The sequence below is a fragment of the Comamonas sp. NLF-1-9 genome, assembly GCF_019195435.1.
Lineage (GTDB): Bacteria > Pseudomonadota > Gammaproteobacteria > Burkholderiales > Burkholderiaceae_C > Comamonas_C.
Genome location: NZ_CP078069.1, coordinates 1786798 through 1799312 on the forward strand (window position 1 = coordinate 1786798; position 12515 = coordinate 1799312).

Consider the following 12515-nt stretch of genomic DNA (forward strand, 5'->3'; position numbering starts at 1 on the left):
ACAATCGCGCCCCGTGAGCGCCGACACCATCCAGACCATCCTCATCTACGCCCTGCCCGTGCTGCTGTCCATCACGGTGCACGAGGCGGCCCACGGCTATGCCGCACGCCACTTTGGCGACCACACGGCCGAGAGGATGGGGCGCATCACGCTCAATCCGCTCAAGCACATCGACCCCATCGGCACCATCGTGATGCCGCTGCTCCTGTACTTCGCCACGGCGGGCAGCTTTCTCTTTGGCTACGCCAAGCCGGTGCCGGTCAACTTCGGCGCGCTCAGGAACCCCAAGCGCGACATGGTCTGGGTGGCGCTGGCCGGCCCGGCGTCCAACCTGGCGCAGGCCATTGGCTGGGCACTGCTGCTGGTGCTCTACGCGGCGCTGGGCGTGACCGAGATCTTCTTCGTCAAGATGGCCCAGGGCGGCATCCTGGCCAACCTGGTGATGTGGGCCTTCAACCTGTTTCCGCTGCCTCCGCTCGATGGCGGGCGCGTGCTCGTGGGGCTGCTGCCCTGGCGCCAGGCGCAGACGATGGCGCGCCTGGAGCCCTACGGTTTTTTCATCGTCATGGCGCTGGTCCTGGTCGGCGTGGTCGGCACCTGGTGGCTGACGCCGCTGATGAATTTCGGCTACGCGCTCATCCAGTGGATGATCACGCCGCTGCTTGCGCTCTTGCACTGATTTCCTCTCATGTCCATCACCCGTTTTCTCACCGGCATCACGCCCTCGGGCACGCCGCACCTGGGCAATTTCGTCGGCTCCATCCGGCCCTCGGTCGCGGCCAGCCGCAATCCCGAGGTGCAGAGCTTTTACTTCCTGGCCGACTACCACGCGCTGATCAAGTGCCAGGAGCCCGAGCGCGTGAACCGCTCGACGCTGGAGATCGCCGCGAGCTGGCTCGCCTGCGGGCTCGACCCCGACAAGGTCACCTTCTACCGCCAGAGCGACATCCCCGAAATCCCCGAGCTGCACTGGCTGCTCACCTGCGTGGCCGGCAAGGGTCTGCTCAACCGCGCGCACGCCTACAAGGCCGCGCAGGACAAGAACCGCGAGGCCGGGCGCGACCTCGACGACGGCGTCTCCGCCGGCCTGTTCATGTACCCGGTGCTGATGGCCGCAGACATCCTGATGTTCAACGCGCACAAGGTGCCCGTGGGGCGCGACCAGGTGCAGCACATCGAGATGGCGCGCGACATGGCGGCGAGCTTCAACCATCTCTACGGCGAGCACTTCACGCTTCCCGAGGCGGCGATCGAGGAGAGCGTCGCAACGCTCGCCGGCCTGGACGGGCGCAAGATGAGCAAGAGCTACGACAACACCATCCCGCTGTTTGCCAGGCGCGGCGAACTCAAGAAGCTGGTGATGTCCATCGTCACCGACTCGCGCGCGCCGGGCGAGCCCAAGCAGGTCGAGGGCTCGGCGCTGTTCCAGATCTACCAGGCCTTTGCCACGCCCGCAGAGGCCGCTGGCATGCGCCGCGCCTACGAAGACGGCATCGCCTGGGGCGAAGCCAAGCAACTGCTGTTTGAGCGCGTGGACCGGGAGCTCGCCCCTTTGCGCGCGCGCTACGAAGACCTCATGGCCCACCCCGATCAGGTAGAAGCGGTGCTGCGCGCCGGCGGCGAACGCGCGCGCGCGCTTTCGCACCCCTTTCTGCTGCGCCTGCGCAGCGCCGTCGGCCTGCGCCCGCTGCAAGCGGCCGCCCCGCATGCGGCAAAAGCAAAGCCCAAGGCGGCGGCCGAGTTGCCGCAGTTCAAGCAATACCGCGAGACGGATGGCAAGTTCTATTTCAAGCTGGTTGCGCCCGATGGCGCGCTGCTGCTGCAAAGCGAGGGTTTCGCCGCGCCGCGCGACGCTGCGCGCCTGATCACCCAGCTGCGCCAGACCGCGGGCGGGCTCACCGCCCTGCCCGCAGGGGCAGTGGCGCCCCCGGGCGTGGCGCTTGCTACCATCGCAGCTGCCCTTGAAGCGCTGGCGGCGGCTTGAACCCTCGGGGTCGCTCTGTATTTGGTAGCTGCTTGCGCAGACTGGACAAGCGTCAGGGGCATAAAATACTCTGATCAGGAGATGCCAACATGCGCATTGCTGCGGTGGACGACGACCCGCTACAGCTCGAGTTCTATGCCAAGGCGCTGGGCGCGCAAAACCACGGCTTTCACGGTTTTGCCAATGCCGAGGCGCTGCGCCGCCATCTGCGCCGCGAGACCTTTGACCTGCTCATCGTCGACTGGCAGCTGCCCGATGCCGACGGCCCCGATCTGGTGCGCGAAATCCGCACCCACTACGGCGCCGACATGCCCATCCTCTTCGTCACCCTGCGCGACAGTGAAGCCGACCTGGTGCGCGGCCTGGCCAGCGGCGGCGACGACTACATGAGCAAGCCGGTGCGCCTGGCCGAATTCAACGCCCGCCTGAACGCGCTGCTGCGCCGCGCCTGGCCCAGCAGCCAGGAATCGACGCTGGATTTTGGCCGCTACCGCTTTCACACCGACCGGCGCAGCCTGGAGATGGACGGCCAGCCCCTGGCCCTGAGCGAGCGCGAATACGACATCGCGCTGCTGCTGTTCAGCAACATGGGCCGCCTGCTCTCGCGCGACCATCTGCGCGAGGCCGTCTGGGGTTACAGCGCCGGGGTGATCTCGCGCTCGCTCGATACCCACATCTCGCGCCTGCGCGCGCTGCTGGACCTGCAGCCGGCCAGCGGGCTGGTGATCACCGCCGTCTATGGCATAGGCTATCGGCTCGAGCGCCTGCCGGAGCCCGAGCCCGCGCACGCCGCCCAAGCCTAGCCGGCCCCGGCGCCCCACCACGGAGAGAACATGAGCACCAGGACGCGAGCTGCACGCAAGACGCTGGCCGCCTGGCCCGCGCTGGCGGCGCTGGCCTGGGCCCTGCCCCAGACCAGCGCGGCGCAGACGCCGGCCAGCGCGCAGGACATCACCCACCATGTGGTGCGCGGCGACACCCTGCATGCGCTGGCCGCACGCTATCTGGACGACGCCGCCCAGTGGCCCGCGCTGGCTCAGGCCAATCACATTCGCAACCCGCGGCGCCTGCAGCCCGGCAGCGTGCTGCACATACCGCAGGCCCTGCAACCCTGGGCCAGCGCGACGGTGCAGTACGTGCGCGGCGGCGCCCAGGCCGCGCTCCCCGGCAAGGAGGCCGCCAGCCCCGTCGCGGCGGGCGCCGAACTGCCCGAAGGCACGCGCGTGCAACTGGAGCAGGACGCCTACCTGAGCATACGGCTGAGCGACGGCAGCGTCGTGCGCGTGCACGGCGGCTCCGACCTGCAGTTGCAGCGCCTGCGCAAGCGCGCCCGCCCGGGCAGCGCGCGTTCGGTGCTGGAGTTGCAACGCGGCACGCTCGAACCCAGCGCCACGCCCGATCCGGCCGGGCAAGCACCGCTGGACATCCACACGCCCCATGCCAGCGCCAGCGTGCGCGGCACGCGGTTTTCCGTCGAGGCCGATGCAAGCGGGCGCACACTCACCGCGGTCACCGAGGGCGTGGTCGCGCTGCAAGGCAGCGAGCGGGCGGGCGGCCAGGCGCTGCTGCAGCACGGCTGGGGCGCAGTGGTCGACGCGGACGGCCGGGCCGCGCCGCCCGTGGCCTTGCTTGCAGCGCCCGATGCGCGCGCCCTGCCCACGCTGGCCCAGGACGCCGACTTCCTGCGCCTGAAGCTGCCCCGGGTGCCAGGCGCGCAGGCCTACCAGGTGCAATTGGCGCGCGACGCCGAGCTCACCGAGGTGCTGCGCGCCGCCACCGCGCCCGATCCCGAATTCAGCCTGCCGGCGGTGCAGGACGGCCGCTACCAGCTTGCGGTACGCGCCATCGACGCCCACGGACTGCCCGGCCAGAGGGCGCAAACCCTGCTCACCGTCAAGGCGCACCCCATCGCGCCGCTCTACCAGAGCCCGCAGCAGGACGCGCAAGTCGCCGGCCCCGCCGTGCAGCTGCAATGCACGCGCGTGGCCGAGGCGGCGCGCTACCGCATCCAGTTGGCCCGCGACGCCAGTTTCGACCCAGCCCTGCTCGACGCCACCAGCGACGGCGACTGCCAGGCGCTCACGCCGGCGCTGGCGCCGGGGCGCTATCTGTGGCGCATCGCCAGCCTGCGCCGGCTGGACGACGGCCGCTGGGACCAGGGCCCCTACGCCCAGGCCCAAGGCTTCACGCTGCTGCCCGAGGCACCCTCTGCCGACGCGCTGCACAGCAGGCAGTCGGCCGACGCGGCCACCGTGCTCAGTTGGCCGGCCCAGACCGGTCAGCGCTACCGGCTGCAATTGGCGCGCGAGCCCGACTTCGCGCGGCTGCTGGCCGATGAGACGCTGGAACAGGCCACCTGGTCCGCCGCCGACCTTCCCGCCGGGCGTTATTTCGTGCGCCTGCGCAGCATCGACGCCTCGGGCCTGGAGAGCGCGTTCTCCGCGCCCCATGTGCTGAGCGTGGTCGCGCCGCTGCGCAGCTCCACCGGCCAGGCCATCACCAGCGGCGATGGCAGCCCGGTTCAGCGCCCCTGAGGCGCGCGCCAGCGCACGCGCATGAGCAGGGCGCTGCCACGCCGTCTGGCCTACCTGCGCGAATGGCTGCTGCTGGCCGCCCTGCTGCTCGGGCTGACCGCGCTCGTGAGCGGCCGCGCCAGCCTGCCGCGGCTGGACTATCTGGTGCAAGACCTCGGCACCCGGCTGCTGGCGCCGGCGGCGCGCACCGACATCGTGCTCGTGGCCATCGACGACCGCAGCATCGCCGCCATAGGCCGCTGGCCCTGGCGGCGCGCGCTGCATGCGGAGCTGATCGGCCGCATCTCGGCGCAGCAGCCGCGCGCCATCGGCCTGGACGTGTTACTCGGCGAGGAAGACCTCGAATACCCGCAGGACGACTTGCTGCTGGCGCGCGCGATCGCACGCAGCGCCCGCGTGGTGCTGCCGGTTGCGCGCCGTGCCCAGGCAGACCTGGCCGCGCCCGACCTGCCGCTGCCGGCGTTTGCCGCGGCGGCGGCCGAGCTCGGGCATGTGCAGGTGCAGGTCGGCAGCGACGGTGTCGCCCGCGGCATCTACCAGCTTGAAGGCCCGGCCGACGCCCCCTGGCCGCATCTGAGCAGGGCACTGCGCTGCGCCGCCGGCGAGCCAGACCCCGCCTGCCGCGGCCATGTAGAGGCCGGCGTCGGCCCCTGGGTGCGGCTGCAGCCGCGCCAGCTCGCCTTCGCCCGGGGCGAGCCGGCGTTTGCCAGCCATTCCTACATCGACGTGCTGACCGGCCGCGTTGCGCCCGATGCCTTTGCCGGCAAATACGTGCTCATTGGCGCAACCGCTACCGGCCTGGGCGACCACTACGCCATTCCGCCCGGCGCGGGGGCCAGCCGCATCGCCGGGGTGCAGCTGCTCGCCCATGCGCTCAATACCGAACTCTCCGGGCGGGGCAGCATCAGCGCCGGCACCGCGGCCACGCTGGCGCTCAACCTGGCCGCCGTCACCGCGGCGCTGGTCGGGCTCTGGCTGTTCGGCCCGCTGGGCAGCCTGCTTGCCTGCATTGCGCTGGCCGGGCTCACGCTGACGCTGGCCTTGCTCGCCCCCGCGCTCTGGGGGCTGCAGTGGAGCCCCTCGGGCGCGCTGGTCGGCATCGCAGCCGCCTACCCGCTGTGGAGCTGGCGGCGGCTGAGTTTTGCCGCGCGCTTCCTGCAGCGTGAACTGGCCGCCCTGCACCGCGAAGGCCTGGCGCTGCATGCCGAGGACACGGCGCACCGCCTGGGCGCCGACCGGCTGGGCCAGCGCATCCATGCCGTGGAAGCGGCAACACGCCAGCTGCGCAGCCTGCACCACTACATCGCCGACAGCCTGAAGCACCTGCCCTCCCCGACCTTCGTCTGCGACGCAGCCGGGCGCATCACCCTGGCCACGCAGGCCGCCGACGTCTTTGCCAGCGACGCCCGGCCGCTGCTGCGCGAGGCGCTCACGCAGGTGCTGGCAAACCTGGTGCACCCGCTCAGCGGCGCGCCGCTGCTGGCCAGCTGGCCGCCGCATGCAGAGCACTTGCACAAGCCCCAGGAAGGCCGCGACGCCCGTGGCCGGCGCTGGCTGATGCTGACCAGCACCTTTGCGCAGGCCGAGCAGCAGCATTGGCTGATCACGCTGGTAGACCTGACCGAGATGCGCCAGGCGCAGGAGCAGCGCGACCAGGCCCTGCGCTTCATATCGCACGACCTGCGCAGCCCCGCCAGTGCCATCCTGACGCTGCTGGAGATGCAGCGCAGCCTGCCCGAGCCACTGGCCGAAGCGCAGTTGCAGGCGCGCATTGCGCGCCACGCCCGCGCGCTGCTCACCATGGCCGAGGATTTCACCGAACTGGCCAGCGCGCAGACGCAGAAACTGCGCCGCGAGACGCTGGACCTGGTGGCGCTGCTGCACGACGCGGTGCAGCAAAGCTGGGCGCAGGCGCAGGCGCGCGGGGTGCAGGTGCGCATTGTCCGAGCCCCGGCGCAGGCTCCGTGCGAGGGCGACCGTCACATGCTGACGCGCGCCATCGCCAATTTGCTGAACAACGCCATCAAGTACACCGCTGCGCACACCGAGGTCGAATGCGCGATCACCGAGCTGCAGGGCTGCTGGCAGATTGGCGTGCGCGACCACGGCCCGGGCATCGCGCCCGAGCAGCATCAGCGCATCTTCAAGGCCTTCGAACGGCTGCACGCGCCCGGGGCCAGCCCGGGCGAGGGCTTCGGCCTGGGCCTGGCCTTCGTGCAGGAAGCCATGCGCCGGCACGCCGGCGCGGCCCGGGTGCGCAGCGACGGCCAAAATGGCAGCGAATTCCTGCTCCTGCTGCCCATGGCGCCCGCCGCGGGCGCGCCGGCGATCAGCGATTGAGCCCGTGGTACTCGAGGTTGGGCATCATGCTCACGCCGGTGGACATGCGGTTGGTCATGTTGTAGAAGCCCGTGGCCGTCACGATGTCCCAGATGTCGCGGTCGGAAAAACCCGCATCGCGCAGCGCCTGGCGGTCCTCCTCCTGCACCTTGGCCGGGGTCTCGGTGAGTCGGGTCGCAAAGCCCAGCATCGCGCGCTCGCGCGGCGAGAGTTTGGCGCTGCGCCAGTTCATCACCAGCAGCTCGCCGAGCACCGGGTCGCCCGAGAGCTTGCGCACCGCCTGGCCGTGGGAGACCAGGCAGTAATAGCAGTGGTTGATGGACGAGACCACGACCGCGATCATCTCGCGCTCCAGACGCGACAGGCCCGACTCGCCGAGCATCACCTCGTTGTAGAAATTGGCGAAGTTGCGCAGCTTGTCCTGATTGAAGGACAGCGCGCGCAGCACGTTGGGCACCATGCCGAGCTTTTCCTCGCACACTTCGAAGTAGCGGCGCATGTCCTCGTCGAGCTCGGAGGTCGCCGGCACGGGAAGGTCGAGCGCGGTGAGATAAGTGGGCTGGTGCATGGGGCTTCTCCTGACGATGGGGTGGGGCGAGGCTCAAGTATCGAACCTTATGGCAACGCTGAACAAGCCCCTCGCGCGTCGCGCATCCCAGCCTGGGGCCGTCTGCGGCGTTGCAAATCCTCGCAATAGCGTCGGCTATTGCTGCGGTTTGCGCCTTGCAGCCCATCCCCATGCCGGGCGCGCGCCATCGCGGGGACTTGCTCAGCGTTGCCTTAGCCAGGCAGCTTGCGCGAGACTGTCGCCCGCCAGACATTTCCCGGGGTTTACACCCACACACCCGCGCGGCAATTGACGCTAACGTAAGCGTTCACGGACATTGCTGCGCCCCATTTCCTGCGGTGCGCTCAGTCAACGGAGACAGATTTGGGCCATCCAGCACCTACGCCATCGCCGGGTCAGCCGGTTTTGCGCTGCGAGAACATCAGCCGCTGGTTCGGCGGCGTGCGCGCCCTCACCGACGTGTCGCTGGCGGTCGATCAGGGCGAAATTTTCGGCCTCGTAGGCCCCAACGGCTCGGGCAAGACCACGCTGGTCAATTCCATCACCGGCTTTTACCCGCCGCAGCAGGGCAGCATCCATTTTGAAGGCCGGCAGATCAACGGTGTGCGCCCGCACCGTATCGCGTCGCTCGGCATTGCGCGCACCTTCCAGAACGTGGCGCTGTTCAAGGGCATGAGCGTGCTGGACAACATCCTCATGGGGCGCCACGCCTTCATGCACCCGAGCGCCCTGGCTTCGCTGTTCTACTGGTGGTGGGCCGAAAAGGAAGAGATCCGCAACCGCGACAAGGTCGAGGAGATCATCGACCTGCTGCAGCTCGAAAGCGTGCGCGACGAGCCGGTGGAGGTGATACCGCTGGGCATGCAAAAGCGCGTGGAACTGGCGCGCGCGCTGGCGGCCGAGCCGCGCATGCTGATCCTGGACGAACCCATGGCCGGCATGAACCAGGAAGAGAAGGAATACATCGTGCGCTTCATCCTGGACGCCAAGGAGGCGCTGAACCTGACCATCCTCATCATCGAACACCACATGGACGTGATCACCGCCATCTGCAACCGCGCGCTGGTGCTCAACAACGGCAGCATGATCGCCCAGGGGCCGGTGCGCGAAGCGGTGAACCATCCGGCGGTGATTGCGGCCTACATCGGGGGGGTGAGCGATGCAGCATGAGCAGCCGTCAAACCCCGCGCAGGTGCCTCTGGGCGAGCAGGGCGACCATCTGATCGCCATCCTTGCGGCCAATGCCAAGGCGCACGGCAGCGAAGCGGCCATGCGCGAGCGCGACCGCGGCATCTGGCAAGAGACCACCTGGCAGGACTATCTGCAGCAGGTGCTCGAAGCCGCCGCCGGGCTGGAGCAACTGGGCGTGGCCGAGCACGAGAAGGTGCTGGTAGTGGGCGACAACCGCCCGGCGCTGTACTTCGGCATGCTCGGCGCCATCGCGCTGCGCGCGATTCCCTCGCCCGCCTACCCCGACTTCACGCCCGAGCAGCTGCTGGGGCAGCTCGCGCGCGAAGGCGTGCGCTTTGCCATTGCCGAAGACCAGGAGCAGGTGGACAAGCTCGTCGCGCTGCGCCAGCAGCATGCGCAGCTCGAATGGATCATCTACGACGACCCGCGCGGCCTGGTCGGCCACGAGCCCGAAGGCGTGATGGCCTTCACCGAGCTGCTGCGCCGCGGCCGAGAGCGCCTGGCGGCCGAGCCGACGCTGGCCAACGCGCTGCAAAACCGCCCGCGCGCCGACGACGTGGCCATCTTGCTGCATTCCTCGGGCACCACCGGCGCGCCCAAGGGCATACCGCTCAAGCACCGCCACGTGCTCTTTGCCGTGCGCAGCGCCGCCCAGGCCGGCTACTTCGACCGCGGCGAAACCCACATGGCCTACATGCCGATCGCCTGGGTCGGCGACTTCATCTTCACCGTCGCGGCGGCGCTGGCGCTGCAGTTCTCAGTCAACATCCCGGAAAAGCAGGAAACCGTGCAGCGCGACCTGCGCGAGATCGCGCCCACGGTCTACTTCACCTCGCCGCGCGCCTGGTCCACCATGCTCACGCGCGTGCAGGTGGGCATCGCCGAATCCACGCCCTTCAAGCGCTGGCTGTATGCGCGCTTCATGCCGCTGGCCATCGAGATCGAGCGCGCGCGCCTCAAGGGGCGCGAGCCCAGCACCGGCCAGCGCCTGATGCGCGCCCTGGGCGAGCTGCTGGTCTACGGGCCGATCAAGGACCAGCTCGGCCTTGCGCGCGCGCACCACGCCTACACCGCGGGCGAGGCGATCGGCGAGGAGATCTTCCTGTTCTTTCGGGCGCTCGGCCTGCCGCTGCGCCAGTTCTACGGCCAGACCGAGAACTCCGCGCTGTGCGCCGCGCAAGCCCTGGACACGGTCAAGCTGCACACCGTGGGCAAGCCCTTTCCGGGCATGGAACTCAAGATCAGCGACAGCGGCGAGATCCTGGTGCGCGGCGGCAACGTGTTCGACGGCTACTTCGACGACGCTGCCGCCACCGCCGAATCACTGAAGGACGGCTGGCTGCACACCGGCGACGCCGGCTACCTGGAAGACGACGGCCAACTCGTGGTGCTGGGGCGCGTGTCCGAGGTGGTCTACACCAAGGCGCGCGATCGCTTCATCCCTACCTTCATCGAGAACCAGCTCAAGTTCAGCCCCTACATCAAGGACGTGTGCGTGCTGGGCGACGGGCGCGACTACCTTGCGGCCCTGGTGGCCATCGACTGGGAGGCCGTGGGCCACTGGGCCCAGGAGCACGGCGTGGCCTATACCTCGTTTGCCGACCTGTCGCAGCAAAGCGGCGTCTACGACCTGCTGGCCCGGCTCATGGCTTCGGTCAATGCCAAGCTGCCCGAGGGCACGCGCATCCGCCGCTTCGTCAACCTGCACAAGGAGTTCGATCCGGACGACGGTGAGGTCACGCGCACGCGCAAGCTGCGCCGGGGCGTGATCGCCGAGCACTATGCCGACATCATCGAGGCCATTTACGCCGGCCACGTCAGCATCGAATCCATGGCAACCATCACATACGAGACGGGCGAATCCGGCGTCATCAAGCGCCAACTGGCGATCCGTGACGTGCCGGCCGCCAGCGAGGTGAACGCATGAGCTACTTTCTCGAACTGCTGGTCAACGGCGCGCTCACCGGGCTGATGTACAGCATGGTGGCGCTGGGCATCGTGCTGATCTACAAGTCCTCGGGCGTGCTCAATTTCTCCCAGGGCGCGCTCGTCATGATGGGCGGCTATGCGGTGTGGCAGCTCACCGAATGGGGGCTGCCGATCTGGCTTGCCGCCGCCGCCGCGCTGGTGGTGATGTTCCTCTTCGGCCTGGTGATAGAGCGGGTGCTGCTGCGCACCATGGTCGGGCAGCCGATCATCATGATCGTCATGCTGACCCTGGGGCTGGACGTGTTCCTGCGCGGCTTCGGCCCCGGCCTGCTCGGGACCGAACCCAAGCAGCTTGACATCGGCGTGGGCCTGGCACCGCTCATCATGGGCGACATTCTGGCCAACCGCACCTATGCGGTGGGCGCGCTGATCGCGCTGGCGCTGGTCGTGCTGGCGCTGCTGTTCTTTCGTACCCGCCTGGGCACCAAGCTGCGCGCCGTCTCGGACGACCACGTCTCGAGCTGGTCGGTAGGCATTTCGGTGGAGCGCGCGGTGGCCATCTCCTGGGGCCTGGCCGGCCTGTGCGCCGTGGCGGGCGGCACCCTGTGGGGCGCGGCCCAGGGCGTGGACTGGTCGCTCACCGCCCTGCTCTTTCCGGCGGTGGCGGTGGTCATTCTGGGCGGCATAGACAGCATCGTCGGCGCGCTGCTCGGCGGCCTGATCATCGGCATCCTGGGCAGCGTGATTCCGGGTTATGTGGACTCCATGGTGGGCGGCAGCACGCGCGACGTGGTGACCTCGCTGGTGATCCTGCTGACCATCCTGATCCGGCCCTACGGCATGTTCGGCCGCGAAGACATCGAACGCATCTGACCGAGACTCCGCCATGTTCTATCGCCTCTCCGGTGTCCACCACACGCGCTACAGCCAGACGCGCCAGCTCTGGCCGATTCCGGCCGACCGCTGGCAGATCGGCATCCTGCTGGTGCTGGCGCTGGCCGCGCCGCTGTACATGTCGCAGCTCTACCTGTCGAGCTACATGCTGCCCTGGCTGATCTTCAGCACCGCCACGCTCTCGCTCACGCTGCTCATGGGCATGGCAGGGCAGTTGCACTTCGGCTTTGCCGCGGTGATGGCCATCGGCGCCTACACCAGCATCCATCTCACGCGCTTTGGCGTGCCGCTGGAGCTGGCGCTGCTGTGCGCCGGCCTGATGTCCGCCGTCATCGGCTGCCTGTTCGGCGCGGCGGCGCTGCGCGTCAAGGGCTTGTATCTGGTGATGGCGACGCTGGCCATGCAATTCCTCGTGGACTGGGTCATCGTCAACGTCACCGCCATCTCGGGCGGCGCGGTGGCCACGCTGCAAACGCCCAAGGTGAGTTTTCTGTTCATCCCGCTCGAGAGCCTGGCCGCGCGCTACTACCTGGCGCTGGCCTGGACGGTGCTGGTCACGCTCCTGATCCTGAACATCAAGCGCACCAGCCTGGGCCGCGCCCTGGTGGCGGTGCGCGACAAGGACTTTGCCGCCGCGGTGATCGGCGTGAACATCTTCCGCTACAAGCTGCTCGCCTTCTTCGTCAGCAGCTTTCTTGGCGGCGTCACCGGCGCCATCCTGGCCTTTTGCTTCTACAAGGCGGTCACGCCCTCGCAGTTCAACTTCGACGTGACTATCCAGCTCGTGGCCATGGCGCTGGTCGGCGGGCTGGGCAGCGTCATCGGGGGCTTTCTCGGCGCGGGTTTCGTGCTGCTCGTGCCCATCGTGCTGCTCAACCTGATCGCCTGGCTCGCGGGCACCGGCTGGCTGAGCATTTCCACTTCGATGATGGCGCACATTCCGCTGATGCTCTACGGCGCCATGATCATCGGCTTTCTGCTGTTCGAGCCGCTGGGCCTTGCCAAGATTTACGACAACGCGCGCAAATACCTGCTGGTCTGGCCCTTCCGCCACACGCAAAGCTGAGGCGCGGCG

Annotated in this window: 10 protein-coding genes; 9 read left to right on the forward strand and 1 reads right to left on the reverse strand. The window is 68.8% G+C overall.

All coding sequences use genetic code 11. The features are described from left to right. Window positions 1–13: 13 nt before the first annotated feature. The 5 genes from KUD94_RS08600 to KUD94_RS08620 all read left to right on the forward strand — a co-directional run bounded on the left by KUD94_RS08600 (window position 14) and on the right by KUD94_RS08620 (window position 6858). Window positions 14–679, forward strand: a complete 666-nt coding sequence (locus tag KUD94_RS08600; protein ID WP_255568674.1) for a site-2 protease family protein — start codon at window positions 14–16, stop codon at window positions 677–679. Between the two features lie 9 nt (window positions 680–688). Beyond that, window positions 689–1984: a tryptophan--tRNA ligase gene (locus tag KUD94_RS08605; RefSeq protein WP_218236662.1), complete on the forward strand. Its 1296-nt coding sequence runs from the start codon at window positions 689–691 to the stop codon at window positions 1982–1984. Window positions 1985–2073: 89 nt separating this feature from the next. After that, window positions 2074–2787 (forward strand): response regulator transcription factor, encoded by a 714-nt coding sequence (locus KUD94_RS08610; RefSeq protein ID WP_218236664.1) that lies wholly within the window; start codon window positions 2074–2076, stop codon window positions 2785–2787. Window positions 2788–2817: 30 nt separating this feature from the next. After that, window positions 2818–4518: a FecR domain-containing protein gene (locus tag KUD94_RS08615; RefSeq protein ID WP_218236666.1), complete on the forward strand. Its 1701-nt coding sequence runs from the start codon at window positions 2818–2820 to the stop codon at window positions 4516–4518. Between the two features lie 21 nt (window positions 4519–4539). Then, window positions 4540–6858 carry a CHASE2 domain-containing protein gene (locus KUD94_RS08620; protein WP_218236668.1) on the forward strand — a complete coding sequence of 773 codons (2319 nt, stop codon included), beginning with the start codon at window positions 4540–4542 and terminating at the stop codon, window positions 6856–6858. Here the strand turns inward: KUD94_RS08620 and KUD94_RS08625 are convergent. After that, the gene (locus tag KUD94_RS08625; protein ID WP_218236670.1) at window positions 6848–7426 is read right to left on the reverse strand and encodes a peroxidase-related enzyme; all 579 of its coding nucleotides are present in this window, start codon (window positions 7424–7426) and stop codon (window positions 6848–6850) included. The two genes, KUD94_RS08620 and KUD94_RS08625, sit on opposite strands and share 11 nt — an antisense overlap. Window positions 7427–7789: 363 nt before the next feature. On the opposite strand from KUD94_RS08625, the gene KUD94_RS08630 reads away from it, so the two are divergent. The 4 genes from KUD94_RS08630 to KUD94_RS08645 are packed head-to-tail and all read left to right on the forward strand — an operon-like array spanning window position 7790 to window position 12506. After that, window positions 7790–8596: an ABC transporter ATP-binding protein gene (locus KUD94_RS08630; RefSeq protein ID WP_218236671.1), complete on the forward strand. Its 807-nt coding sequence runs from the start codon at window positions 7790–7792 to the stop codon at window positions 8594–8596. Beyond that, window positions 8586–10544 carry a long-chain fatty acid--CoA ligase gene (locus tag KUD94_RS08635; RefSeq protein WP_218236673.1) on the forward strand — a complete coding sequence of 653 codons (1959 nt, stop codon included), beginning with the start codon at window positions 8586–8588 and terminating at the stop codon, window positions 10542–10544. Before KUD94_RS08630 ends, KUD94_RS08635 begins: the two co-directional genes overlap by 11 nt. Beyond that, window positions 10541–11419 carry a branched-chain amino acid ABC transporter permease gene (locus KUD94_RS08640; protein ID WP_218236675.1) on the forward strand — a complete coding sequence of 293 codons (879 nt, stop codon included), beginning with the start codon at window positions 10541–10543 and terminating at the stop codon, window positions 11417–11419. Before KUD94_RS08635 ends, KUD94_RS08640 begins: the two co-directional genes overlap by 4 nt. A 13-nt stretch (window positions 11420–11432) precedes the next feature. Continuing rightward, entirely contained in the window at window positions 11433–12506 is a 1074-nt protein-coding gene (locus tag KUD94_RS08645) for a branched-chain amino acid ABC transporter permease (RefSeq protein WP_218236676.1), read from the forward strand. Window positions 12507–12515: the final 9 nt, after the last annotated feature.

Bases quoted from the DNA above. Each gene is read 5' to 3' on its own strand.
- KUD94_RS08645 (WP_218236676.1), top strand. From the start codon at position 11,433: ATGTTCTATCGCCTCTCCGGTGTCCACCACACGCGCTACAGCCAGACG.
- KUD94_RS08610 (WP_218236664.1), top strand. From the start codon at position 2,074: ATGCGCATTGCTGCGGTGGACGACGACCCGCTACAGCTCGAGTTCTAT.
- KUD94_RS08620 (WP_218236668.1), top strand. From the start codon at position 4,540: ATGAGCAGGGCGCTGCCACGCCGTCTGGCCTACCTGCGCGAATGGCTG.
- KUD94_RS08640 (WP_218236675.1), top strand. From the start codon at position 10,541: ATGAGCTACTTTCTCGAACTGCTGGTCAACGGCGCGCTCACCGGGCTG.
- KUD94_RS08605 (WP_218236662.1), top strand. From the start codon at position 689: ATGTCCATCACCCGTTTTCTCACCGGCATCACGCCCTCGGGCACGCCG.
- KUD94_RS08625 (WP_218236670.1), bottom strand. From the start codon at position 7,426: ATGCACCAGCCCACTTATCTCACCGCGCTCGACCTTCCCGTGCCGGCG.
- KUD94_RS08635 (WP_218236673.1), top strand. From the start codon at position 8,586: ATGCAGCATGAGCAGCCGTCAAACCCCGCGCAGGTGCCTCTGGGCGAG.
- KUD94_RS08615 (WP_218236666.1), top strand. From the start codon at position 2,818: ATGAGCACCAGGACGCGAGCTGCACGCAAGACGCTGGCCGCCTGGCCC.